At 68.0% G+C, this 24,615-nt stretch carries 19 protein-coding genes and 2 pseudogenes; 13 read left to right on the plus strand and 8 right to left on the minus strand.

The window, feature by feature from the left end:
* Positions 1–186, plus strand: a pseudogene (locus ACZ7DE_RS38380) (IS110 family transposase); the annotation flags it as partial.
* A 17-nt stretch (positions 187–203) separates the two neighbouring features.
* On the opposite strand, the pseudogene ACZ7DE_RS38385 reads toward ACZ7DE_RS38380, so the two are convergent.
* Positions 204–548, minus strand: a pseudogene (locus ACZ7DE_RS38385) (IS5 family transposase); the annotation flags it as partial.
* A gap of 115 nt (positions 549–663) precedes the next feature.
* Between ACZ7DE_RS38385 and ACZ7DE_RS38390 the strand changes: the two are divergent.
* Both ACZ7DE_RS38390 and ACZ7DE_RS38395 read left to right on the plus strand, forming a co-directional pair.
* A complete protein-coding gene (locus tag ACZ7DE_RS38390; RefSeq protein WP_470769026.1) occupies positions 664–798 on the plus strand; it encodes a hypothetical protein in 135 nt (44 codons plus the stop codon).
* A gap of 81 nt (positions 799–879) precedes the next feature.
* Positions 880–1,275 (plus strand): DUF6461 domain-containing protein, encoded by a 396-nt coding sequence (locus ACZ7DE_RS38395; RefSeq protein WP_470769027.1) that lies wholly within the window; start codon positions 880–882, stop codon positions 1,273–1,275.
* Between the two features lie 361 nt (positions 1,276–1,636).
* Here ACZ7DE_RS38395 and ACZ7DE_RS38400 read toward each other — a convergent pair whose 3' ends face one another.
* Positions 1,637–2,080 (minus strand): nuclear transport factor 2 family protein, encoded by a 444-nt coding sequence (locus tag ACZ7DE_RS38400; protein ID WP_470769028.1) that lies wholly within the window; start codon positions 2,078–2,080, stop codon positions 1,637–1,639.
* Positions 2,081–2,671: 591 nt separating this feature from the next.
* Between ACZ7DE_RS38400 and ACZ7DE_RS38405 the strand changes: the two genes are divergently transcribed.
* The 4 genes from ACZ7DE_RS38405 (at position 2,672) to ACZ7DE_RS38420 (ending at position 6,665) form a co-directional block, all read left to right on the plus strand.
* A protein-coding gene (locus tag ACZ7DE_RS38405; protein WP_470769029.1) for an IS630 family transposase occupies positions 2,672–3,735 on the plus strand; the annotation gives its coding sequence in 2 pieces (ribosomal slippage) (positions 2,672–3,115 and positions 3,118–3,735; 1,062 coding nt in all).
* Between the two features lie 31 nt (positions 3,736–3,766).
* Positions 3,767–4,249, plus strand: coding sequence for a hypothetical protein (locus ACZ7DE_RS38410; protein ID WP_470769030.1), 483 nt, complete (start codon positions 3,767–3,769; stop codon positions 4,247–4,249).
* A 72-nt stretch (positions 4,250–4,321) separates the two neighbouring features.
* Complete coding sequence (locus ACZ7DE_RS38415) at positions 4,322–5,020, plus strand: SEL1-like repeat protein (protein ID WP_470769031.1); 699 nt, start codon at positions 4,322–4,324, stop codon at positions 5,018–5,020.
* Between the two features lie 751 nt (positions 5,021–5,771).
* Complete coding sequence (locus ACZ7DE_RS38420) at positions 5,772–6,665, plus strand: nucleotidyltransferase family protein (protein WP_470769032.1); 894 nt, start codon at positions 5,772–5,774, stop codon at positions 6,663–6,665.
* A 110-nt stretch (positions 6,666–6,775) separates the two neighbouring features.
* Here ACZ7DE_RS38420 and ACZ7DE_RS38425 read toward each other — a convergent pair whose 3' ends face one another.
* Positions 6,776–7,702 (minus strand): phospholipase D-like domain-containing protein, encoded by a 927-nt coding sequence (locus tag ACZ7DE_RS38425; RefSeq protein ID WP_470769033.1) that lies wholly within the window; start codon positions 7,700–7,702, stop codon positions 6,776–6,778.
* 151 nt (positions 7,703–7,853) lie between these two features.
* Here ACZ7DE_RS38425 and ACZ7DE_RS38430 point away from each other — a divergent pair, with 151 nt between their 5' ends.
* A complete protein-coding gene (locus ACZ7DE_RS38430; RefSeq protein ID WP_470769034.1) occupies positions 7,854–8,174 on the plus strand; it encodes a hypothetical protein in 321 nt (106 codons plus the stop codon).
* Here ACZ7DE_RS38430 and ACZ7DE_RS38435 read toward each other — a convergent pair.
* On the minus strand, positions 8,112–9,857 hold the full coding sequence (locus tag ACZ7DE_RS38435; RefSeq protein WP_470769035.1) for an AAA domain-containing protein: 1,746 nt from the start codon (positions 9,855–9,857) through the stop codon (positions 8,112–8,114). The genes ACZ7DE_RS38430 and ACZ7DE_RS38435 overlap by 63 nt on opposite strands.
* 80 nt (positions 9,858–9,937) lie before the next feature.
* On the opposite strand from ACZ7DE_RS38435, the gene ACZ7DE_RS38440 reads away from it, so the two are divergent.
* The 3 genes from ACZ7DE_RS38440 to ACZ7DE_RS38450 all read left to right on the plus strand — a co-directional run bounded on the left by ACZ7DE_RS38440 (position 9,938) and on the right by ACZ7DE_RS38450 (position 12,340).
* Positions 9,938–10,531, plus strand: coding sequence for a transcriptional regulator (locus tag ACZ7DE_RS38440; protein WP_470769036.1), 594 nt, complete (start codon positions 9,938–9,940; stop codon positions 10,529–10,531).
* Positions 10,532–10,545: 14 nt separating this feature from the next.
* Positions 10,546–11,130 carry an HD domain-containing protein gene (locus ACZ7DE_RS38445; RefSeq protein ID WP_470769037.1) on the plus strand — a complete coding sequence of 195 codons (585 nt, stop codon included), beginning with the start codon at positions 10,546–10,548 and terminating at the stop codon, positions 11,128–11,130.
* A 700-nt stretch (positions 11,131–11,830) separates the two neighbouring features.
* Positions 11,831–12,340 carry an AMIN-like domain-containing (lipo)protein gene (locus tag ACZ7DE_RS38450; protein WP_470769038.1) on the plus strand — a complete coding sequence of 170 codons (510 nt, stop codon included), beginning with the start codon at positions 11,831–11,833 and terminating at the stop codon, positions 12,338–12,340.
* 475 nt (positions 12,341–12,815) lie between these two features.
* Here the strand turns inward: ACZ7DE_RS38450 and ACZ7DE_RS38455 are convergent, their stop codons facing one another.
* Positions 12,816–13,016, minus strand: a complete 201-nt coding sequence (locus ACZ7DE_RS38455) for a hypothetical protein (RefSeq protein ID WP_470769039.1) — start codon at positions 13,014–13,016, stop codon at positions 12,816–12,818.
* Positions 13,017–13,105: 89 nt separating this feature from the next.
* On the minus strand, positions 13,106–15,748 hold the full coding sequence (locus ACZ7DE_RS38460) for a phosphatidylinositol-specific phospholipase C domain-containing protein (protein ID WP_470769040.1): 2,643 nt from the start codon (positions 15,746–15,748) through the stop codon (positions 13,106–13,108).
* Between the two features lie 304 nt (positions 15,749–16,052).
* On the opposite strand from ACZ7DE_RS38460, the gene ACZ7DE_RS38465 reads away from it, so the two are divergent.
* On the plus strand, positions 16,053–17,015 hold the full coding sequence (locus ACZ7DE_RS38465) for a helix-turn-helix domain-containing protein (RefSeq protein WP_470769041.1): 963 nt from the start codon (positions 16,053–16,055) through the stop codon (positions 17,013–17,015).
* A gap of 1,760 nt (positions 17,016–18,775) precedes the next feature.
* Here the strand turns inward: ACZ7DE_RS38465 and ACZ7DE_RS38470 are convergent.
* Complete coding sequence (locus ACZ7DE_RS38470) at positions 18,776–21,799, minus strand: MGH1-like glycoside hydrolase domain-containing protein (protein WP_470769042.1); 3,024 nt, start codon at positions 21,797–21,799, stop codon at positions 18,776–18,778.
* A gap of 417 nt (positions 21,800–22,216) precedes the next feature.
* Between ACZ7DE_RS38470 and ACZ7DE_RS38475 the strand changes: the two genes are divergently transcribed.
* Positions 22,217–22,558, plus strand: a complete 342-nt coding sequence (locus ACZ7DE_RS38475) for a hypothetical protein (protein ID WP_470769043.1) — start codon at positions 22,217–22,219, stop codon at positions 22,556–22,558.
* Here the strand turns inward: ACZ7DE_RS38475 and ACZ7DE_RS38480 are convergent.
* Entirely contained in the window at positions 22,509–23,939 is a 1,431-nt protein-coding gene (locus ACZ7DE_RS38480; RefSeq protein WP_470769044.1) for a glycoside hydrolase family 43 protein, read from the minus strand. The genes ACZ7DE_RS38475 and ACZ7DE_RS38480 overlap by 50 nt on opposite strands.
* Between the last annotated feature and the right edge of the window lie 676 nt (positions 23,940–24,615).

Below are 24,615 nucleotides of genomic sequence, written 5' to 3' on the forward strand. Positions count from 1 at the left end.
TTCTACCTCGCGGCGTTCGCCTCGCTGTCGCAGCCAGAATCACGCGCCTACTACGACAAGAAACGCCGGGAAGGAAAGCACCACGTCGCGGCGATCGTCTGCCTCGCCCGACGCCGGATCGACGTCCTATTCGCCATGCTCCGCGACGGCACCTTCTACCAGCTCCCAACTACCGCCGCGGCTTGACGAAGACCATAGGGGCACCTTTTCGCCGCTCCGGCGGCGTGCTGATGGGCCCGGCAGACGGTGGAGTCGACGTTCACGTCCCAGGTGATCAGGCCCTTCGCGTCGGCCTCGGCCTGGAGTTGGGTGAGGATCCTCGCCCAGGTGCCGTCCCGCTGCCAGCGCCGGAACAGGTCGTAGACCCGGTCCCACGGCCCGTAACGTTCCGGCACGTCACGCCAGGGGGCACCGGTCCGGGTCCGCCACCGTATGCCGTCTATCAGCTGCCGCCGCGTCCACACCTGCGGACGGCCTGGCTTGAGGCCCTGCGGCAGCAGCGGCTCAAGCCGGGCCCACTGGCCGTTCGTCAGATCCCCACGTCCCACAGGACGTGATCATCTACGAACAAGATCCACTTTCGCAACAGACCCTAGAGGAGCACGGCCTCGCAGAACGGAACAGCCCCTGGTGGATCCAGGCGGAGAAGGAGCGAAAGGCCGCGTGGGCCGGGATGTACTTGCTGCAACCAACCTCATCCCGGGCCACCGCCGCGACGCGATGATCGCCGCCGTCGACCCCGACCAGCCCGGCGAGCTACAGCCCTCGGGCCGCTCCAACGCCTACGGCGATGCCTGAGTCGACGCGGAATGCGCGCAGGCTGCGACGCGCGCAGCCCGTTTCACGGCCTTGTCAGTGGCAGCAGGCAGACTGTGCCGTATGCGTTCGGTGACCGCACATGGCTATGCCTGGATAGGTTCCTCGCCGTTGTTCCGCTACGCACTGGAGACCGGGTACACCCTGACGCTGGTGCGGGGTGTCACCCCGAGGGAGGTGCTGCAGGTGATGGAGGCGGAGCCCCAGGGCACACGCACAGGGGCGGTCGCGTTGATCGAGCAGCAGGACGAGCTGGGCGTCCCGACGGACTACTGGGACGCGTCCTTCATTGCGGGAGCGTCCACCGTCCCAGGCGAAGGTGATGACTGGACACTCGTCCTGCACGTTGAGGCATGGGAATGCAGTCGCGCTTCCCGGAGGCGTTGTCGGCCAGCAGGTGTGCCGCGGTGCACTCCGCAATGGAGGCAAGCCCAGGCACTTTCTCCATCAGTGATCTAGCGAGGGGACGCCCCGCTTCAGCGGGGTGGGGAAGGCGCCTGCGGGCGGACCAGGCGTACGCCTGCCAGAGGGACCGTGCTTACCTGCGGCGACGGGGGATCCGCTGCAGCATCGCGGACCAGGACGGCGAAGTCCGCAACTGCAAGAACCGCGGCTTTCGCGGGGCCCGGCCGCCGAAGGTCGATCCGGAGGACTACAAGGCTCGGCACGCGGTCGCGTGCGGCGTTAACCGCTTCGATAGGCGCCGAGCCGTGGCCGCGAGGTACGACAGGCTCCGCAGTCCGTTACGAGGGGATCGGCCTCATCGTGACCATCAACGAGTGGCTGTGAGCAGCATTTTCGCGATGGGTCTGGTGGCGCTTCATCGATTTTCCGCCTCGAATGCCTGGGCGACAGCGAGGCTGTCTTCGTAGACGTGGTGTCGGGTGACGAGGCCGTCTTCGACGGTGAGATGCAGCGCGAACCGAGCGCGGTATGCGCGTCCGGTGGGCCGGGCGGTCTGACGGATCTCGCCGAGCACGACCGCGTCGCTTCCGTCGATGAGGATGCGCTCGACCTCAGTGGCCGCGTGCTCGGGCAGGTGGTATTCGGCGAGCTCGCGATAGTGGGCGGCCGCGTCGGCCCGGGTGGACCGGTGACGGATCCACGGCGTGGCGGTACGGCCGTGTTCGGCCTCCGGCCAGTCGAGCTTCCAGTCGCCCTGCTCGGCATACAGCTCGGCGATGCGCTCGGGGTCGCCCTCGCCGATTCTGCGCAGCAACTCATCAACCACAGTACGCGTGTTCGTAGGCGTGGCTATGGACATGGCTGACCTCTCCGTCCTGATCCGCGTCCAGCAACGCGGGGAGATCACCAATCCTGCCGGCGCGGGCGCGCCGAGACGATTACCTCTGAAGTAGGGCAAGCGCATCACCAAGATCCACTACAAGCAGTGGGCGTACACCTAGTGAGAGGGGCGTGGCGGCCGCCGGCAGTGCCGTCGGGTGTCCCGTGTGTGCTCGGCGTCGGTGACTTCGCCCCTGGTGCGCGGGCGCTGCTACGCCGCTGTGATCGTCGACGGCGGGACTGGCGGGCGGGTTGATGTTCTGCCGGACCGTGCTGGCCGGAGGCTGGTCGTGTGGCTGCGCGGGCGCCTTGGGGCCGGGTGTGTCGGCCGGGAGGGCTGCGGCTCTTGCGGTGAGGTGGTTTGCCGGGTCGTCGCCGTAGCGGTGCTGGCGATGTTGTGTTGGGTGGTGATCTGGATCACGTGTGCTGGACCTCAACTCTGCTTGAGGTAGCAGGCTGTGAATCCAGCAGGACGGCCGCGGAGGCAGCCCTGCGACTCACTCACTATTGACCTTCAAAGCGTGGTGCCGGTAGGGCTGACGGTCCATGATCCCTGCGGTACGCCAAGTGCATGAGGTATGCGCAAGGGGGCGGGCTGACCGACGAACGGCGGGCCTTCCGCGAGAAGTTGCGGTTGGAGGCGGCCGAGCGGTTCCAGAAGGGTGACGAGAACGCGGTCATTGCTCACGACCTGCGGGTCAGCGTCCGGTCGGTACAGCGGTGGCGCAAGGCTTGGTCGCAGTACGGGCCGAAAGCCCTGGCCTCGAAGGGGCCGGCGTCGCTGCCGCTGCTCAGCGATGAACTCTTCGCCGCCCTCGAGCGGGAACTGCTCAAGGGCCCGGTCGCGCATGGCTGGCCGGACCAGACCTGGACGCTGTCGCGGATCAAGACCCTGATCGGGCGACGGTTCCACAAGAGCTACACAGTCCAGGGCGTCGCCGCGCTTCTCAGACGGCATGGCTGGACCTGCCAGGTTCCCGCCCGCCGTGCCATCGAGCGAGACGAGGCGGCGGTGGCCGGCTGGATGAAGGAGACCTGGCCCCAGGTGGAAGGACCGTGGCGGCGCTCGACGCCTGGCTCGTCTTCGAGGACGAAGCCGGATTCTCGATGACGCCGCCGACCACCCGCACCTGGTCCCGCCGCGGCCGCACCCCCGTGGTCCGCCTGCGGGGCCGCTCCCGCCGCCGCTTATCGGTGGCCGCCCTGGCCTGCTACAAGGTCGGCGAACGCTCGCGGCTGATCTACCGGCCCTGCCCGGACGCCCGCCCCGACGGGCGCAAAAGCTTCTCCTGGAAGGACTACCGCGACCTGATCCAGACCGCCCACCAGCAGCTCGGCGGCCCGATCGTGCTGGTCTGGGACAATCTCAACACCCACCTGACTGCCGGAATGCGCCGCTACATCGCCGCCCGCGACTGGCTCACCGTCTTCCAACTGCCGCCCTACGCACCCGACCTCAACCCAGTCGAAGGCATCTGGTCCGTCCTACGACGCACCACCACAGCCAACCGTGTCTTCGCCGACCCCGACGACCTGATCACCGCCGTCCGACGCGGCCTCCGCCAGCTCCAATACCGCCACGACGTCCTCGACGGCTGCCTTACCGGCACCGGCCTCCGACACCAGCCACCATGACGACATCACGCATTCAAGGTCAGCCCACATCTTGCTCGACAGCGCCGTGGAACTGATCATGCACCGGATGGTCGAAGCCGAACTCGACTGCGAGCAATACGACTTCGATCGGCTCGAAGACCTCCGCCGGCTCGAAGCGATGCGCAAGAGCGACAACCCCCTGCACCGCCGGTTCGCCACCGGGCCGAGCGACGACCAGCTCAGCGCGGAGATCAAGAAGCTCGAAGGGATGGTGATTTCGAAGAAGAAGCGGCAGAAGATCAACTACAACTTCGGAGACAAGATCGACTTTCTGGTCGAGCGGACGAGGCTTCCTGCCGGAATCGCGCCAGTGCTGAAGAAGTTGCACGAGTACCGGAACGAGACCTACCACCGTGACCAACACCGCCTTGAGGTGATCCGTCCTGCCGTCCGCCGCCTGATCCCCGCGGGGCGGGGCCTGTGTTCCGCCGCCCCGCCGCGCGGCCCGATGCCCAGCCCCGAGCCTGGTGGTGACTCGTGTGAAAGGGTCTGAGGAATTCGCTTGTATCCGTCCACTACCGGCGTCCGGGGTCTCCCGGGCAACGAGAACAAAGAGGGGGAGCAGATGGCCATATGGCAACCTCCGGAGCCGTTGGACCCGGAGACCGAGTCGGCTGCAGAGGCCGGCGACGTCCCCGCGATGAGGCAGTTCGGTATGTACCTTTTTGAATCACGCAAGCCGGGCCAAGCCGAGAAGTGGTTGCTTGCCGCCGCTGAGGCAGGAGACGCCGAGGCGATGTATACCCTGTCGAAACTTCACCACGGCCGAGCATCGAGGGAGACCCCGTACGGCAAGGCTCACGACCTAGTTGCGGCGTCCTGGTGCAGGCGCGCTGCGGAGAAGGGCTGGGTGCCGGCGATCCGAAGCATGCGCTCGTGGGCGGACCCCGAAGAGCACGAGTCCTGGATTCGCAAGGCCATGGAAACCGGCGACCCGCACGCGCCCTCGGCACTGGCCCACCTGCTCGACGAGGAAGGACGCACATCCGAAGCCGAGCACTGGTACCGCGAGGTTTCCCGACGGCCCGACTACATCGGCTTCCACGCCCGCGACTACCTGGCCGATTTCCTCCTGAGGCAAGGGCGCCTGGAGGAAGCAGCGCAGCAATGGAGGCAGAACGCGGAAGCAGGTTCTTCGGCAGCCGCTCACCAACTGGCCTACGTTCTCGAGAAGCTCGGCGACATCGAGGAGGCTGACCGATGGCGCCAACGGGCCGACCTGCTTCGCGCCCGCGAGCGCGAAGAGGAAGAGCCAGAGCGCTGAGCGGAACCGATCCTGCTGGTGACCTGCGTGAAACTGGTCTGGGTCTTCGCGTGAGAGCGTCCAGCCCCCTTGAGGAATCAATGAGGCATAGCTGAAGGTCAGGCCGCATTTCAGCCAGATACTCTCACGCGAAGTGCAGAGGACACCTTCACGCGAGTCACCAGGGCGAACTCGCCTGCGACTTCGCGGCCGTCCGCACCTGCGGCCGGACCGCGGTGGCCGACATGTGGCGCGAGGACCTCGAGCGAGAGCGCGCCCGCGCTCTCCTGCCCCGGATCTGGGTGCTGGCCCGAAGCGTGCGCACCCATCCACCCAAGCGCCTGCGGATTCTGTAGGCCGAACACGTTCCGCTGACCGACGGTCTTGGCCAGGAGCCGCGCCCGCTGCACACGACGGTCAGCTGACCAGGCATCCTGGCCTTTGCAGCGTCCCGCTCTGCGCGCAGACCGGGTCCGCCCTGCCCCGACCCGCGATCCGATTCTCCGATATGTGCGATAAGGCGCCGGTCGGCGCGGTACGTTGAGCAGCAGTCCCCCTGGGCACCGCGTCCCCCGTGCGCTGCGTCCGGGGGCACAATCCGCCGGTCCGGCCTGATCATCGGCCGGCGCCCGTCCCGCAACGACATCACGGCCCTCGACCGCGCGCCTCGCCAGGGCTACTCCTCGCCCTCCGCGGGATGGCCATCGGAGGGCGGGACTCAACCCCATGGTCCGGCCACTACCCTGGTGGCCAGCGGGATCGAGGGAGCCACATGAAGCGCACGCGAGCTGTCGAACTGGTCGAAGCGATGCTCCACCGGCTCGACTGCCCCCAGGAATGGCCCCTCCACCTGGTCCGGCAGGTGTGGCTGTTCGGCAGCTTCGCCCGCGGCGCCACCGAGCCCCACGACGTCGACGTCGCCGTCCGGTTCGAGCGCGACGAACGGATGAACCAGGCCGTTGTCCAGGCCATCTTCTCCGGCGGCAACCCGTACGCGCCGCTGCGCCGCGCGCTCGCCGGGTCGTCCCGCGGGCTGCAGTTCCAGTTCGAGGACGCCGCGCGCGAGCAGCTGGAGGCCGAAGGCACCGTCATGCTCCCACTGTGGCAACGAGGTGACACGCTCGCCAATGCACTCGGCGTGCTCCACGCGATCGCCGAGGACCCCGAAGCCGGCCGGGCCGAGCGCCACGACATGATCGAGGCCTTCGAAGGCCTCGACCGGCACATCCCCCGCCCGGTCCGGGCAGAACTGATTGGGTGGCAGCAGCAAGAGGCCATCACCATCTCCCGCGTCACGCTCTCCGACGCGCCCGACGACACCGACCTGCTGACGACCCCGGACATGCGCAGGGCCTTCCGCCGGTGGAACGAGGACAGCCCGTTGCGCCGCGCGGCCCTGGCGGGCCTGGTCCTGATGAGGGAACTCGCGGTCAACCTCGACGACGTCGAGCTGGCAGGCCAGCGGCTGCCCACACCGCGGCGCCTCGTGGGACACCGGAGTGAACCCCGCTGGTGGATCAACTGGAAGTGGCAGGGCTACCGGAGCATCCCGTACTGCGTCACCCGCGCAGAGGGCTGGCTGGAGGTAGTGCAGCCCACGCGGACTCGCCCGCTGAACGCCTTGGTGATCAAGCCCGGGCCCAAGGCAGCGGCATTCCGACACTGACCCACCCGTGCCGTCAGCCGGTGGCCGAACTTCACCCACGGGTCCCTGCGCCGTGGGATGCCCGTGCCGACTGCAGTTCCGTGGAACGGACGACACGGCCAGCAGCGCGGCTATCGGCGTTGCTCGTCGACGAGCGCGAGGTAGCGGGTGTACTGGGCGTCGGTGATGTGGCGGTTGCGGACGAGGCTTCCTTCTTCCATGCGGTAGGTGCGATCGGGATCGCCCTTGAAGGAGAGCCAGTTGAAGGACGTCGTGACCCAGACGTCGTCGTAGACGAGGACCTTGGCGTGGGTGCTCTTGAGGCGGGTGAAGGTGAACTTGTCCGTATGGCGTGCTGCGAGGTTGTTGAGCTTGCGGACGGCCGCCGCGTCGGTCTTGGTGTCGTTGTCCTCGTAGCCGTAGGCGATGTCGACCTTCACGCCGCGCGCAAGGCGGGTTTCCAGCTTGCTGAGGAACGTGGTGGTGATGATCGCGTTCTTGATCCACGGTGAGATGATCAGCAGGCGGCGCCGGGCGTGAGTGAGGGCTTCGTCGAGGATTTCCGGGTGTTCGAAGACGCCGATGGCGCGGATCTCGTCCGCTTGCGGCTGCGGCTGCGGCTGCGGCTGCGGTGCCGCTGGCGGGGCCGGGGTAGGGCTTTGGGCGCCGAGCTGGAAGGCAGCCTGCTCGGCGCGGTGCTGGGTTACTTCCTGCAGGGGGACCCTGGCCCTCTCCAGGTCGGACTCCAGGACGGGCCGCTCTGGCGGCGGGGCGACTGTGATGCCGAGGGCCTTTGCACCGCCCTGACCGATCAGGGCGAGTTCGTGCGCGTGGCTGAGTTCCCCGTCGACGACGACTCCGAGCTGGATCTCGCTGCGCTCGTCGTCGGCGTACACGAGGATCTTGACCGGGAGCACACGGCGTGACGGAGCCTGGGTGATGGACTTGACCTGGAGTACCTCGCGGTCGGTGGTGCCGTTCTCGCGGAGCAGGGCGGTGATGTCGGCCGCGGTGATGTCGCTGTCGTCAACCGGTCCGGACCGTGCGGCAGGCAGCATGATCAGCCCGTCTTCCTCGGCTTGGCCGCGCCGCAGGGTGGTTCGCCGGTCGTAGGGGGCCACCTTCCACAGCACTTCGGTCGGTGAGTCGCAGCGCTCGGCTGCCGGAATCTGCTGCCTGTGCTGGAGGCGCCCACTTGAGACTGTCCGAGTGGAACAGGTCGGCGACGGTCTGGTCCACCATGCGCTCGGGGAGGCCGAGCATGCCGGAGATGCCGCGCTGGCTGATCACGCCCTGGTCGATCAGCCGCAGGACGAACTCCTCCATCAGCGGCAGGTCCTTGGTCTCCTGGGCGAGGACCTCGGCCGTGATGAGGGCGACGGGCAGCGCGGCGTCGATGTGGTGACCAGTTCGAGCCCGGGGCGGGCGTTGTGGAAGCGGACGGCCAGGAGGCTGTCGGTGCTGAAGTTAGGCATTGCGGATCTCGCACTCCTCCGGGTGGCCGCCGATGTAGTCGAGGACGTCGCGTAGGGCCCCGGGCTTGCTGCGGCAGAAGCCGGCGTCGCCGACGATGATCAGGCCGAAGCGCGCCCGGCTGAGGGCGACGTTGATGCGCCGCCAGTAGGGCTGGCCGAGGAACCCGAAGTGCCCGTGCATGTTGCTGCGGGTCACGGAGAAGACGGCGAGGTCGCATTCGCGGCCCTGGACGGCGTCGACCGACAGGACTTCCGGGATGATGTGCTTGAGCTTCAGGGAGGCCAGGCGGCGCGTGAGCTCTTGGACCTGACGGCCGTACGGGGCGATGACCAGGACGTCGAAGCGCTTGCCTTCCGGCACCTTGATCACCTTTTTGTCGATCGCCTGGTCGATGACCTCCAGGCGGCTCATCGCCAGCTTCGCTTCCAGGGGGTTGGAGATGCTGGTCTCGGCGGTGGTTCGGTCGGATTCACGCCGGCCGGGCAGGGCACTGGTGTCCAGCCAGAGCACCGGCTTGTTGATCGTGTCGTATTCGGGCAGCGTGTGGTCGTTGGGCGAGATCAGCTTCCCGTTGTAGAAGCAAGTGCTGATCATGTTGCCGATTGTCGGCGTCATCCGGTACTGCTCGCGCAGCAGGTGCTTGACGGGCGAGTCCGTGCAGTTGGCGAGGTACTGGAAGAGCGTGGTCATCACCAGCTCGGGGACGAGCTGGTGGTCGGCCATGATTTTCTCGTCGCGCAGCAGATCCTCGTCGATGGGCGGCAACTGGTTGGTGTCGCCGACCAGGACCCACCGCTTGGCCCTGGCCAGCGGCACCAGAGCCTCGGTCGCGGTGGCCTTCGACGCCTCGTCGAAGATGCACAGGTCGAAGTCCAGGTCCCTCACAGCGCGGTGGCCGAGGAAGCCCAGAGCGGTACCGCCGATGACCTGCCGGGTCCGCAGGAACGCGCTGATGAGGTTCTGGTCAGTGCCGATATGCTGCAGCCACTCACCCTGCAGGCGCAGCAGATCCATCAGCTCCCGGCACGGCCCGGACGGGCCGAGGAGGGCCTCGACCGCGTCGCGGGCATCTGCAGCGCTGAGGTCCTCGCGAAGGGTGAGTTCGCCGCTGAGCATGGACTGGACCTGGGCAAACAGCTCCGAGCGCTGCTGGAGGAGCTGTTCGTGGCGGCCGCGGGTGGTGACGACCTCCTCGGCGAGATCCCGGGCGGAGCTGGTGCGGTCCGGGGCCGGCCGGTTCGACAGTTCCTCCAGCTTGGCCGCCACGTGCGCCGTACTGGCGGCCACGGAGGCGAGTTCCTCCAGCACCAGGGCCGCCTTGAGATGGCGGGCCTCCATCTGGCTGCCGGCCGCCACCGCGTCCAGGTGCTTCTCCGCCCGCGCACGAACGCCCTGGGTCCACTTTTTGATCTGCTTGTCCAGCAGCAGCGGTTGGGCGCTCTCGGCCACCCGCGGATCGCCGACGTGGCCCAGGCGGACAAGGCCGGTGATGCCGGCGTCCTCGATGCGCTTGAGCGCGTTGTCGATGGCGATATGAGTCTGGGAGACGATGAGGATCCGGGCGTGAGGGTTGCGCTTGAGGGTCTGCTCGACGATCTCGACGATCTCGGTGGTCTTGCCGGTGCCGGGTGGCCCCTCGACGAGGAGAAGGTCCTGGCTGCCCAGGGCGTGGGCGACGACGTCCCGCTTGCTCTTGTCGAAACGGAGTCCCGCCCCGCCCGATTCGTGCTCTTCCACGCCCGCCCCGCCCTCGACGAGGACCCGCCCCGTCAGGACCGCAACTCACCGCCACGGAGCGCCGCACCTTCTTCCAACGCATGCGAGACACGGCTGAACAAGCCCGCGGAGAGGGAAAGTTCCTCCTGCGCCGCCAAGCCCTATACCTGTCGGGTTACGACCGGGACGGGGATACAGCCGACTGGCTCACCCGCCAACAGCGCACAGAGCGGCCGGCCGACTGGCTCACCGCATGGCTGACGCAACGGTCCGTCGCCGCCGTCGCCGCCCGCCGCGGCGACCGAGATCGCATGGCCCACTTCATCGACACCGCACTTCAGGACGACGCAGGCGAGGCCGCCAACCTCGCCTATTGGACCTACTGGATCGCAGAGATGACGACGCTTGAGCTGTCCGACGACTTCATGGCCCAGCGGTCGGCAGGACCCTGGCCGGGAAATAGACTCCTTTCCCACCTCGCTGATGGGATCACGCCCGATCACGGGTACGTGGACTTGAACGTGCACAGCGTCTGGGCGCTGTTGCAGACCCGCCCCCACCTGCTGCAGTCAGGGGCCGCCTCCCGTGCTCTTCGCGACCGGCTGCCGATCATGTTGGATAGCGGAGACCTCTCGGTGCGCGGCCGCCGAGAGGCGGAGAACATCCGCTACGCGATCCGCCTCGCTGAGGCGTGAAAAGGAGCACGACGGTGTCCGACGACCTCTCCACGGTGGCGCGCTTCCTGTACGAGGCAGGCACGCTGAAGCACACGAAGCGCAGCGGATGGTGGATGGCCGGCGTCAAGGACCCCGAATCGGTGGCCGAACACTCGTGGCGCACATCCCTGATCGCCTCGATCATCGCGAAACTCGAAGGCGCCGACCCCGCCCGAGCAGCCTTCCTCGCCGTCTGGCACGACTCCCAGGAATCCCGCACCGGCGACGTCAACCACCTCGGCAAGAAATACGCTCCCGCTGAGCCCGACCCACGCGACATCACCGCCGACCAGGTGGCAGGCATGCCCGAAGGCCTGGCACGCGTCGTCATGGAACTGGTCGCCGAGTACGAAGCGAAAGAGTCACCGGAAGCCGTCTGCGCACGCGACGCCGACAAACTGGAGTGCATGATCCAGGGCATCGAGTATCGCGACCAGGGCTACGCCCATGCCCAGCGGTGGATCGACAACAGCCGCGCTCGGATCGTCACGGAGTCGGGGCAGGCCCTCGCCGAGGCCGTTCTGGAGACCGGATCACTGGACTGGCTGCGGGAGACGCTCGGCGAGCACAACCGCTGACGAGTGCTGGGTAATACCCACGTCCCCGTTCTTCAGAGGGGGCCGGGCAGATGGAACGTTCCGGGACCTTGGCCCAGCTGCTGATCTGCGCGCGATGTGGCGGGTTTTCCCGTGGTTTCGTAGGCGTGGGGGCGCTGTCGTGGCTGTGATTCGCAGGTGAAGGCGTGATCGGGTTGTAGCTGGCAGTACGGGCGGGCGGCGCTGCGGAGTCTTGGGCTTTTGGGCAGCTGTGTGGCCTCCCGTGGGGAGCCGGGAGGCGCGGCGGGTCCTGTCGTGCACGGGATGGCAGGGCCCGGCCAGGGGGTTCTCCGCTTGGAGGGGTGGGAATGCCTGGGGACACACCATGCATGGTCCCGTGGGATCAGAACCCGACCCGCTTCCTGGGCCTGGCCGCCTGACGCAGGGGGCCACGCACTCTTCGCGGTGTGTCCGGGCGGTGTGGCGGGCCGTGCGCGACAGGACCGGCCGGCTGGGTTTCCCGCCGGTCCCGACGCGGTCCGCCCCGCCCAGGCGAAGTGGTCAGTCGGCAGGCCTGATGACGCCGCACCGCGGCCGACGCCTCCAGTCGGCCGCCGACCGGTTCGGGCGGGATCGGGGAACTTCTGCCCGCGTCGGCGCGCGGTGCCTCGCGCAGCCGTATGATCGTGACATACGTCTCATACCGGGACTACTGGTCCCCGACGTCTCACAAGGGGGCGTCATGCACACCCGCCATCGCTTCATCGCCGTCTCCGCGAGCGCACTCCTCCTGGCCGGCTCCGCGGCGTCGGCCTCTGCCGCCGCCGCATCCCCGGTACCGTCCACGAGTCTCGTGGTCAACGCCAGGATCGCCGCTCATTGCACCTTCGACCGGGTCATCATCGACGTCAAGGGCAAACTGCCGCCGACCACTGTCCAGCGTGTCAAGGAACTCCGCTACGACGGCTCGGGGAAGAGGGTCCCGCTGGCCGGGAGGCACTTCCTGGAGATCAAGCTTTCCCCGGCCGCCGCCCACAACGACGCGGGCAAGAACGTCTACAAGGGCCCGCGCCTGGTCAGGCCGAATCTGCCGAAGCTCAAGGGTTTCGCGCTGACCGGCGACTTCGAGGGTGTCGTCACCTTCGGGGCCGCGTTCCACAGCAAGCCCTTCTACACGACGAAGCAGCTGCACCACCCCGAACGCTTCGTCCTCGATATCGCCCACCGCAACGTCTGCCGTTCCTCGCACTGAGGTGCTCTGACAGGTGCCGAGGCACCGCCTCGCACGACGCGCGGCACCGGGTGGATCTCGTCAGCAGCCCGGCTTTTGTGAGGCCGAGGTTCTGCCTGGACAGGGCGACCACGACGCGGTCGAGGTCGTCGGCCCAGGACTTGTGCGTTTGCCCAGGCATAGGTGTCGAGCATGTGGCGCATCAGCCGGGGGCCGGATCGGCGGAACGGGCGCTGGGGCGACAGAGAGCCGTCAGCGGCGTGGGGTGCTCGGCATGCGTCGCCGGGGTGGTGGTGGAGTCGGGCGTATGGGGCCCGTAGGTGGTTGAGGCCGTTGTGGGGTGGTCGTCGAGGGGCAGGTGGTCGACTTCGAGGAGGATGGCGCCGTGCGCAGGCGTGTGCCGGGGGACGCCGGCGTGGTCTTTCTACTCCGCGGTCCGGCTGTCCGGCCTCGGATGCGGCGTAGATGCCGTAGGACCAGTACCGCTGGGCGGTGGTTACCGGCCGCAGTCGTGGCTGACCCACCCGGGCGGCGCGGCGCGGTCGGGGGTCGCTGCGAACACGCGGGCCTTGAGCGAGGGCGGTACGCCACCCTTGATGCGGCTCGCGACTTCGGCGAGCTGGGCGACGATCGCCTTGCGGTACAGCCCGCCGTCCTTGGAGGCGTCGGACGCCGTGAAGAACGCGGTGACCTCCACGCTGTGCTCTCCTCGGTGCTGGTGGCCGAGCGCCCCACCGGGAACGTATCTCCGAACGGAGCGCTCGGCACGGACAGCGCACCCGGTCGTTAGCCCGGGACCACCGTGTCGCTCATGCTCGGCTTCCCCTCGCCCGACGCGTTCCAGGCGCAGACCAGGATCACGTACTCGTGACCCGCCGTGACTCCCGTGATCCTGGCGGAGCGGGCGGAGGCTGGGTAGCCGATGATCCGGGAGTGGTTCATCGGGGTGCTCTTGTCGTACACCCACACCGCGTACCGGACGATCGAGCCGCTGTGCGAGTCGGTCGGCGCCGACCAGCGCACGTCGATCGAGCCCGCGCCGGCCGTTGCGGTGAGCCCCGGCGGCCGCCCCGCCGTCGTCGGCGCCGCCTTGCCCCGGACGGCCGGGGACCAGGAGGAGCGGTTGGCCGCGCCGTCACCGGCGACTGCGCGGACCCGTACCTCGTAGGTGTGGCCGTCGTAGGGCTGGTCGGTGAACTGCCAGGACATGTCGTAGCGTGGGGCGCTCACGCCGGGCACCACGTCCTGCCAGTCCGCGTTCGAGTCGGTGGTGACGTCACGCCATTGAACGTCGTAGGTGTGCGCGCCGAAGACCTTGTTCCAGGTGGCGGTGACGCCCTGCTGGGTGCCGTCGAACTTCATGCCGGACGGCGTGGCGAGCGACCGGCCGGGTGTGCTGTCCGGTACGTCGGGCGCGGCGGCGCCGATGCCGAACTCCTTGTGCAGCAAGGTGCCGAACGCCTGGGCGATGCGGTACTCGCCGAGGGCGTTGGGGTGCAGCCCGTCGTAGGTGGTGGCGCAGGTCGTCGCCTTCGGGTCGCAGCCCATCGCCTTGTTCAGGTCGGCCAGCTCCACCGGCGAGGCGCTGGTGCTCCAGCCGGGGGCCGCCTTGGCGAGGGCCGCGTTGTAGTCGCTGATGCGCTGGGGGAGGTCGGGGTTCGCGTCGCCCAGGGTGGTGCGTTGGGGGACGTTGGCCAGGACGATCCGCACGTCCGGGTTGACCGCCCGCGCGTTGTCCACGAACTTCTTCATGGTGGCGACCAGATCGGCGCCCGCCCCGTACCAGCCGATGTCGTTGAAGCCCAGCTCGACCAGGAGCAGGTCGGGCGTGCGGCCCTTGGCCTTCAGTTCCTGCATCACCGGCTTGATGGTCGGCACGGTCCGGGTCAGTGAACGGCCCCAGAGGGCGTAGTGAGCCGAGCCGCCGGCGGAGAACCCGGCGTTCACGTCCCCGGCGTACTCGCCCTGGACGCGCGGGTCGCCCGTGCCTGGCTCCGTGGGCTCGCCGTCGCCGCTCTCGCCGAGCACCGGCGGCCGCGGCGGCTGTGCGTCGGCCTGCTGCACGGTGCCCCGGTACGGTCCGACGAAGGTGACCGGCCACTTCTTGCTCCTGGCCCAGTCCCACAGCCGGTAGCGCCAGGTGTGGTCGCCCTCGTACCCGTGGCTGATGGAATCGCCGACCACCATGACGTCGCGGATGTCGGTGTGCGTCACGGAGTTGCGGGCGATGATCTCGTCGATGAGCTTGCCGCCGGGGAAGTCCATCATCATGACGCCCATACGGTCCAGGCCGGACCGCCCGCCGAACCGGTCGTCGCGTCCGGCGTAGAACTCCGGGCACCGGTCCTTCTCGGCGCGCAGACACTGGATGAGGAAGTTGTTCACACCGGTCGCCGTCGGGGTGCCGCCCGCCACCGTGTAGGGGTGGACGCCGGTCCCGGAGCCGCTGGTGTAGTTCAGATACAGCGCGTCCTGCTCGTACTCGTGGTCCTTCTCACCGGGGCGGCTGCCGTCCCAGGTGCCGTTGGTCCGGCGCAGGTGCGCGCGGACCTTCTCCCACTTGTCGTCGATGTCGCTGATGGTGGACAGCTCGAAGTCGTCCTGCACGTACTCCTCGTTGGAGCCGCCGGACGGATAGGGCTGCCCGAGCCCGTAGCCGCCGAAGATGCCGCCGCCGGTGTTCCGGTAGCCGAGGAGCACGACCTTGCCGCGTACCTCGCCGAGCGTCGGGACGCGGCTCGACTGGCTCTTGCCGGTGACCGAGGGGCCCCAGAACAGGTTGCGCCAGGCGGTCGACGGGGTGCTCTCGTCACCGTCCCCGGTGTACGAGCGGCCGTCCAGGTAGGAGTCGAAGATCTTCTTGCGCCACTCGTCGGTCCCGAACCCGTCGGCGTCCTTGCAGGAGAAGGTGGAGCCGGTGCACTCCGCCTTCAGGTTCATCAGGACGGTTTCTCCGGGGTGGTCGCTCAGGAAGTCGTAGGTGGCCTTCAGTACGTCGGTGAAGTTGGCGTACTGATAGGTGGCGCCGTGGTGGACGGTGAACTTCAGCCCCTCGTCCCCCTTGTCGACCCGGACCCGGATGTCGAGCGCCCGGATGCCGGCGTCGAACTGGGTGGTCAGGGTCTTCGCGCTGAAGCCGTGGTTCTCCTGCGTCTGGGTGATGCTGGTGACGATGCCCGAGCACTGGCCCGTGTCCGGGTCCGGTGTGTCCCCGCAGAGCGCGAGGCTGTCATGGGTGCCGGGCACCGAGAGCCAGGCGAGGTTGGTCCCGTCCGGGACGCGTGACATCCAGTCGACGTTGGCCGCGGAGGCTTCGGTGATGCTGCTGTAGTAGTCGTTCGCCCGGGCGGGCGTGGCGCAGAGGAAGACGCCGGAGACGGACAGCAGCAGGACGAGGAGCACACCGAGCACGGCGCTTCTCGCCACCATCGCCGGCCGGCGCATCAGCAATCTTCGGGACGAGCGGGTCTGGCGTAGGGCGGTGATCATTTCCATCCTGGGGCGTATCGGTCGGTCGACTGGAAGGCCGCGCGTGCGCGCGCGAGTCGTCCGGCGAGATGTGTGATGATCCCCTTGTCGGGCTCGCCGGTTGGTGAACGCAGCCTGCCCGGGACGTCCGTCCCGGGCCAGCCCGGACGGCCGTCCCGGAACGCTGGGACGTCCCGCATCCCCTGACCAGGCGGAATGCGGCCGCAGGGGACACGGGGTGGGACGTGTGGGTGGGGTGGGGATGGTGAGGGACGCCGATACGGCGGCCAAGCTGGGCGAGATGATGCGCTCGCTGAAGGAGCGCGCGGGCCTCAGCTACGGCGCTCTCGCGGGCCGGCTGCACCTGAGTACCTCGACGTTGCACCGCTATTGCACCGGTGACTCGGTGCCGGCCGAGTTCGCCCCGGTCGAACGCTTCGGCCGGATCTGCCGGGCGGACCCCGAGGAGCTGCTGGAGCTGCACCGGCGATGGGCGGTGGCGGACGAGGCGCGGCGCGGGAGGGGGGCGAGCCCGTCTGAGGGTACGGCGGCGCCGGTGCCCGCGCCGGTACCGGTCGTCCAGAGTCCGCCGACTGTCGCGGAGCCGACGCCGCGAGCCCGCCAACTCGTCTCGCGGTACGTCCTGCTGGGGGCCGCCGTGGTCGCCCTCAGCACCTCCGGAGCGCTGGCCATCGACCGGTTCCGCGCCGAGTCGGTACCGGACCTGACGGTCCCGGCCATCACGGTGCCCGACCCGTCGACCGAGGAGGCCGGGGCGGCCGGAGGGAACGTCCCCCTCTCGGCGGCCGTCGCCCCGACCGACGACGACTGCCCCCGGACGGACGGCACTCGGAGCCGTCCCACAACGTTCCGCCTGAAGGTGCGAAGCACGGCAGAGGGCCCCGTGACCATGACCGCCATGGACGTCCGGGTACTGTCCACCGAAGCCCCGCCCGCCGAAGTCACGTACGCGCACTGCCAAGACACAGACGCACAGCACCCGTTCGCCGTGGACCTGGACGCCCCCGAGCCCCGGGCCGTGAGCCCGAGGCGCGGCTTCCCGTACGAGGCGTCCGCCGGGACCCCCCTGGTCCTGGACGTCACCGCGCACACGTCGAAGAGCGAGGTGCGCTGGTACCTGGAACTGAGATGGACCCAGGGCCCCCGCTCGGGCACGCTACGGATCGACGACGGCGGTCACCCGTTCCGCACCGGAGCGGTGAAGTAGCGCCGCCCTCCTCGGGTCCCCGAACGCCGCCGTCCACCAGGTCGGTGGCCGGCAGTCCTGGGGCTGGGACGCCTTCACCGCCTTCGCCACCGCCCACTGCGCGATCCTCGCCGACTCCCGCCCCGGCACGTTCATCGAGAGTGTGGAAATCCGGGGCACATCGGCGCACATCGGCGGCCTCATACCCGGGTGCCGATACCTGATCGCGGTGGCAACGAACGCCGCCGGCGGTGGCCTGCCCAAGATCGCCCATTCGGTGATCGTCGGGGGCCGCGCCTCCGCGGTGCCGAGCGGCCTGAAGGTCACCTCTTGTGGGTTGGCCGTTGAGCGATGGGCATAGGAGTTGAGGGCTGCTTGAATAGCCCAGTGATCGAACTGGTGGGCATGTTAGTCGTAGCCGGTGTGACGGGCTGGTTGATGCGACGGAAAGTGAAGCAACGGTCAGACAGTGCGGCTCAGGGCGATGTGATCAAAGTTCCTTGCATGCTCAACCTTCCCTCAACTGGAGGGCGGTGGCTACGGGGACGGATGCTGGTTGGCCCGACCACGATGCTTTGGGAGCCCAGGACTAGGGGTGGTGCGGCCGTATCACTTCCGGCGGGGCTGCGGCAGGTTGGTCTGCGTTCGCCTTCGTTGCGTGAAGCATTGAGGATCAACGGCGGGTCTAGAGTCGTTGAGTGTATATCTCCCGAGGGTGGTGTCCTCATTGCCGTGATGCCGAATGAATTGGACAAGATTCTCAAAACTCTGAGTACAAACCAAGGTGCATGATTTGCAGCTTCGGGGAGTGGGCTCTTGAAAGGTCTAGCCTCGATCTTGCATGAGGGTCCGTCGGCTTGCTGACGGACCCTTTGTGGCGAGTGTTGGTGCGGAAGTCCGGAGTCTGGGCAGGTTGAGTGCCCGGCCAGGCCTTCGGCGTAGTCGCATGGCGTCCGGTTCGTGATCATCCGAGGCTGAGGAGCGCGAAGGGGCGGCGGGGGTCGCGGGCGTTGTGGCGAAGGCCAGCCGCGATGTTGTTCACTCCGGCCGTGCGGAGGGCTCCGACGGCGAGGTCGCGCCAGGTGGCCCTCACGCGGGCGCGTTGCCGGTCCGCAGCTGGGAGGCGTCCTCGGCGAAGGTGGTGTCGCGGACATGATGCAGGGCCTCGATCTTCCAATGATCGCGGACGAGCTCGGCGAGCTGGGCCGCGCCTGCGTGTTCGGCGGTCAGGCTGGTGACGGCGTGGACCGTTTCTTGACGGTGGTCTTGCCGGTCTTGCCGGTCTTGCGGTCGTGGAAGTGGTGCTCCAGAAGGCGGCCGTCGAGGGAAATGTCGCGGACGGCGCCAAGGACCGCCCCGAACAGAGCCCGGGCTGACGGGTGGCGGTGTGGCGGGAACCCGGGCCATACGCCTGGCCCTGACGGGCTCTGCCCGCCTGGTCCACGCGGGCCATGGCTGCGGAGTCGACCTCGGCGAGGAGTTCCGCGCCGTCGAACCGTGGGTCCCGCGCCGTGCGGGGGCGTGTCGGCGGCTCTGACCTGTGACCGGGCAGGTGATCAAGGTGCTGTCGGCCTCTGTCCCGGCACCCGGTGGCCCCGAGCCGGCGGGATCGACTCCGTGCATCCCTGAGGCCGTCTGCTGCCTGCGCGCTCGGGACGCGAGGACGAGAGCCGACTCGGCTCCCGACCCGAAGTAACCGGATGTGCCCCAATGCCGACAGCGCCGGCCGGGACCCGGACTTCCGGACCCCGGCCGACGGCCGTACCGCGGCGGACGGCCGGTCAGGAGTTGAACGGTGTGGATCCGTCGGCTGCGGCGATGCGCCACAGGTGGTCGGCGGTGCCGTTGTCGTCCCACTGCACGGCCTGTGCCCCCGTTGCGGTGGACATGTCCTGGATGCCCAGGGCCATGCCGCTGTTCTTGTTGATGATCTTGCAGTAGCCGCCGCCCGCGTCCACCACGGACCAGAGGTGGTCGGCGGTGAGCGTGTCACCCCACTGCAGTGCGGTGGCGCCGGCCGTCTTGGAGGCGTCCTTGACGCCGAGCACCTGCCCGCTGTTGGCGTTGAATATCTTGTAGTAGCCGTTCTCGGCGGGAATGATCTTCCACTGGTGGTTGGCCGTGGCGTCGGCCGTCTGCTGCTGGGCGGCGCCTCCTGCGGCGATCGAGGAGCCGGAGATGCCGAGCTCCAGGTTGCTGTTCTTGTTGACGATCTTCACGGCCGGTGTCTCCGGGTACCAGGACTCCAACTCGGTGACGCCGACGAACTTGCCGGCCTGGGGGGTGAAGACGACCCGAAACTGGGAGGTCGTGATCGTCGGGAAGGTCACCTCGTTGGCGTTGTCGGCGACCGGGGTGGCAGGGCTCTTGGTCTGGTTCGGGACGTTCACCCACGAGCCGTTGCTGAGGTACTGGACGGTGTAGCTCGCCGGGACGCGGATGTTCGCGCCGTCGTCGTAGGTGTAGAACTTCACCTCGTTGATCTTCCGAGGGGCGCCGAAGTCGACGCCGAGGTGGTCGGTGGCGTTCGACGAGTCGGAGTTGGTCCACCGGTCGTCGGGGATCTTGTCGTAGCGGATCCAGCCGTCGGTGGCCCGCAGCGGGGCGTCGAAGGTGGTGGGCTTGCAGGTCTGCCCGCTGTGGCAGTGCGGACCGTTGGAGACGGTGTTGGTGTAGGAGGCGAAGGCCTTCGGGTAGGGCTGGGTGATGGTCCGGCCGAGCCAGTCCTGCTCGGCGGTCAGCGGGTTGGCCGCCACGTTCGTCAGCCGGGTGGCCGGTGCCGGGGTGACGGGGGCGGCCACGTTCACGGTGGTGTTGGCGAGCGTCGACGACTGCTGGATGCGCTGGCCGTCCTGGAAGATCTGCAGGCCGCTCCCCTTGCCGTAGTGCGTGCCGTCACGGTCCCAGCGGATCGAGTAGGTGTGTCCGTGGTAGGGCAGGGACTCCACCGCGAACCAGTCCCAGCCTGAGGGGACCAACGGCTTCAGCACCAGCGTGTTGTTCGCCTGCGGCTTGATGCCCAGCAGACCGGTGAGCACCAGGTCGTTGAAGCTGGAGTGGTTGTAGTTCTCGCTGAAGTTGAAGCCGTCGTAGATCCATGCGCCGGTGTCGCCGTCGGCGGCCTCGGCGATGTAGGGCTTGCCGTCCTTGTGCTGGAGGTCGGCGAACTGCGCCAGCATCGTCTGGTAGTCCGCCTTGGTGACGTAGCTCTGCGCCGGGTAGTCCTGGAGCAGGTTCGCCATGCCGGTCAGGACCTGGCTCGTCTGGTACGGCCAGCTCGGGCCGTTCCAGTGGCAGCAGTTGGCGTCGTCACGCTGCTGCGTGGCGGGGATCGCCTGGTAGTCGAAGTACGGATTCGCCGTGATCCGGTCGAGTTCGGCGAAGCCGCTGCCCTTGGCGAACTTCAGCGTGTTGGCGCCGGCCTTCAGGGGGACCTGCACGGTGACGGCCTGCGACTCCGAGAACTTCTGCCAGGCCCCGGTGGGCGCGTAGCTGACCGTGATCGGGTGGGCGGTGTCGTCGTTCACGATGAGCTTGTGCGTCGATGTGCCGCTGGTGCCGTTGGCGTAGTGCACGGTCACCGGGTACGTCCCGGCGCCGGGCGCGTCCACGGTGAAGGTGACGTAGCTGTCGTCGAAGTCGATCTGCCCGACGTACTGCCCGTTGGAGGCGGTCGACGAGCTGAACAGGTTGGCGTGGTTGCGGGTGGCCTGCTCCGCCTCGAAGTCGTGCACCCGCTCCAGCGTCGTGGGTCCGAACGGCGCCTTGAACCGCTTGGAGTCGGTCAGGTACTTCCACGCCGACGAGTACTGTGCGTCGGGCAGGTTGAACGCCCACGGGGCGTAGCCCATCAGCTCCCGCCAGGTCGTCCTGGTCTGCTTCAGGGCGCCGTTGGTGGTGTCCGTGTTGTAGACCTGCATGAAGAAGTTGCGCTGCGGGTCCCACAGCGAGTTCTGCACGGCCGACTTGAGCTGCGCGGCCTTGGCGTCGTAATCGTTCGCGGTCGCCGTGTCGCCGTTCAGCGTGGCGATCTTGCTGATGGCCTGGGCGGCGCTGAACATGTACGCGTTGATCGTGGGCCGGTAGCCGCGACCGCCGCCGAACCAGTCGCTGCTGTGCATCGACGTCTCGGTGTACTCCGTGGCGTCGGACAGCGGGGTCTGGTGGTACAGGTCGCTGGTGGACTGCGTGCCGTTCACTGTGATGTCGCTGGTGAGGTTCGAGTCCCACCGCTTGTACAGCGCGATGAGGTGGGGGAGCGCGGACTTGATCTGAGCGGCGTCACCGGTGACGAGATAACGCTGGTACGCGGCGCTCGTGATCCATTCACTGAAGTTGCGGGCGCCCGAGTTGCCCGCCCCGCGCAGCCAGAAGTCCAGGTAGTCGCCGGCGTAGTCCCGGTTGCGCAACCAGCGCCCGTCCAGCAGGTGGTAGCCGGCCGCGTCCGGGAGCGCGGTGTACGGGTTCCCGGCGTAGCCGATCGGCACGTCGTACTCGGTCGACACATAACCCGTACCCGGCACGGTGTAGCGGAGCGCACGCTTGTAGGTGCTCCACCGGTAGTAGTAGACATCGTCGATGTCGTTGTCGGGGGTGTCGAGGAATGGGATGTTGTCCTTGTACCACTGCGGCTCGTCGAGCTGGTTGGCGGCGAGGATCGCGTCCTTGTCGAGCGCGACCGCGTTGGGGTCGTCGGCCGCCTCGGCGGGGGTCGCCCCGGGGCCCCCGGTCAACAGGGCCATGGACAGCGTCGAGCCGCACAGGGCGGCCACCAGGCGGGTGCTGGGTCTGGGTCGATGACGCATAGAGGTGTCCTCCATTGGGCACTCATGCGAGATATTCGCCGTTCGAAATATCGAACGTAGTTCGAAATTCTGCCAGACGGTAATGACGGACGGGAGAGCAAGTCAATAGATCCGGCAAAGCGAGCTGACAGCCCGGGCAACTCGGCGCGGGCGCGTCGGTACTGGCCGGTCGTCGTACGGGTCGGCTCCTCCGACGGTCCCCCGGGGGAAGGAATCGGCGCGGTGTCAGCCACGGTGTGTTCGGTGTGGAGTACGACATCCACGGCCTCGACGGGCTGGTGTTCGTGCTGTCGCTCTTCCCCGTGGCGTACCTGGGGCTGCTCGGCATGCTCCGGGGTCTGCCCCGCGTATTTGATGGTGCGGCCGGAAACGATCAGCCTGTAGGCCGTCACCGACGGCGGCACCGGCATCGGCGCGGTGCTGCGCTCCACCTTCCACGGCGCCACGATCGACTACGAGGTGGAGACGACCGCCGGCGCCATCACGGTCACCGAGCCGGGCGTCGACCCTCAGGAGGCGCTGGCCGAGGGAACCAACGTCGACGTCACCTTGGACCAGGACCGGGCCGACCTGCTCACGCGGGACTGGACGATCGATGCCGATGCGGTTGCCCGGCCGGCGATGCCGGGCACCGTCGAGCACGTAGTGCGACCAAGAGGAAGGGGATGCCGGCGCTCTCCCCTGGAGGCGCCGGCATGCCGGTCTCAGGTCAGTTCGTCACGCGGAAGGTGGCGTCGCTGCGCGCTGTCGCGGTGGTGATCGGGTCGAGCTTCAGGTAGTAGGCGTAGTGGCGGATGTACCGGTCGGGGTGGTTGTAGGACTGGAACGACGACCAGCTCGAGTCGGCGAGGCCGGCGACCTGGCGGAAGGTCGCGTCCGCGGCGAACTGGGTGGTGCCGTCGTTGTAGGCGAGCTGGAAGTCGTAGTCGGAGTGCCGCAGGAAGTGCCCGGGGTAGTTCACCGACTCGAAGGAGACGGTCCCGGAGCCCGCCAGGCCGGGCCGCAGCCGGAACTGCGCGTCCGGGTCGGTGATGTTCTGATCGATGCGCACGTCGAAGTTGGTGTGCCGTACGTACCGGTCCTGGAAGTTGTACGACTGGAGCCGGTTGGCCGCGGTGTTGGGCCAGCGTGCGAGCACACGGCTCTCCTCGGCGGCCGTCAGGTTCATGATCCAGCCGTGGCGCTTCTTCGTGCCGCCCATGTTGTAGCTTCCCGACGCCTGCTTCTGGTAGGTCGCGGGATTGGACGGGTCGGTCGTCACGACCGGCATGTAACCGCCGCTGGTGGCGTACTGGTCGAGGTAGAGCGCCCACTTGTTGGTGCCGTTGAACTTCATCCACATGGGGCCCTCGACCATCGACCCGGTCAGACCGATGCCGGAGAGGTTGCCCAGGTTCGTCCACGTCCCCAGGATCGAGTTGCTGCCCTCAAGGGTGATCTGCCCGTCGCCGGAGGCCCGCACGTAACGGTAGTCACCCACTCCGGAGGGCATCTCGATGATCTGGGTGTCGATGATTTCCTGGCTGCCGGGACGGTCGATGTAGAGCTGCGGGGTGGTGATGGTGCGGAAGTCGCTGGTGCGGGCGTAGAAGATGCGGTGCTTCGTTGCGCCGTTGAGGGGCACGTTCGTCGCCCAGTACAGGACGTAGTCGTTGGTCTCGGGGTCCCAGATCGCCTCGGGCGCCCAGGCGTTGCGCCCGTCGGGGATCGCGCCGGCGACGTTGAGCAGCCACGGCTGCGACCAGGTGACCAGGTCCGTCGACTCCCACACCACCAGGTTGCGGCTGCCGTCGTTGATGGACTGGCTCCACGTCTGCCCGCAGCTGATGCACAGGTCGGTGGCGATGATCCAGTACTTGCTGCCGTCGGGGGATCTCACGAATGCGGGGTCACGCACCCCCTTCGTGCCGACCGTGGAGCGCAGGACCATGCCGCCGCCGTTGAGGTCGTTCCAGTGCAGGCCGTCCGTGCTGTGCGAGAGGTACATCTGCTGGTTGGTCGCCCCCTCACCGGTGAAGTGCACCATCAGGTAGCCGGGGTCGGCGGCGGCTGCCCGCTCAGGTGTGATCAGGGACTGGGAGGTGAAGAAGAGGCCGACGGCGACCAGTATCGCCGCGACCCGGGTGAGAACCCTTGGCATGTGCGCTTCCTGTCTTTCTGCGGGTGCCGGAACGGGGTGAGAGCGGAGTGTCAGGCGCGTGACCACTGGAGTCGGCGGACGGCCTGTTCCACACCGGCAGATGCGGGAGCAATGCTCATGACAGGGACATCCTTGTTTGGCGCTGCTGAGCAGGAGCGGGGGCGAGCCAGAAGGTCCGGCGAGCAAGCACTTTGTTCGAAATGGCGGACGCTGTTCGTAATTTGGCGAAAAGCTAGGGTGAGGTAAGAGCGGGTGTCAAGAGGGAGAGCCAAGAGGAGCAGTGTTGCCCCCGTCTGTCCTAGGGAGGGGGGCGTGCGGGGGGGGGGGGGGGCGTACGCATTGCACCCGCGAGTCGCGCATAACGGAAAACAGGGATCGGACGACGGCGTGGGGCGGCAGGACGCCACCTTCTGCCCCCCGTTCCGGTTCCACGGAGGGTGGTCACCACCGTTCAGGACCGAGCGGCCGAACGGGCTCCGGACCTGATCGAGCGTGACTTCGTCGCGAACGCCCCGAACCGCACTTGGGTCGCCGGACTTCACGCACGTCGCGGCCGGGGCCGGCACCCTCTATGTCGCCTTCGTCGTCGACACCTTCTCGCGCCGCATCGTCGGCTGGTCCGCGGCAACCACCAAAACACCGAACTGGTTCTGTCCGCAGTGGAGATGAGTCTGTG

Source organism: Streptomyces sp. NPDC037083 (assembly GCF_055606485.1).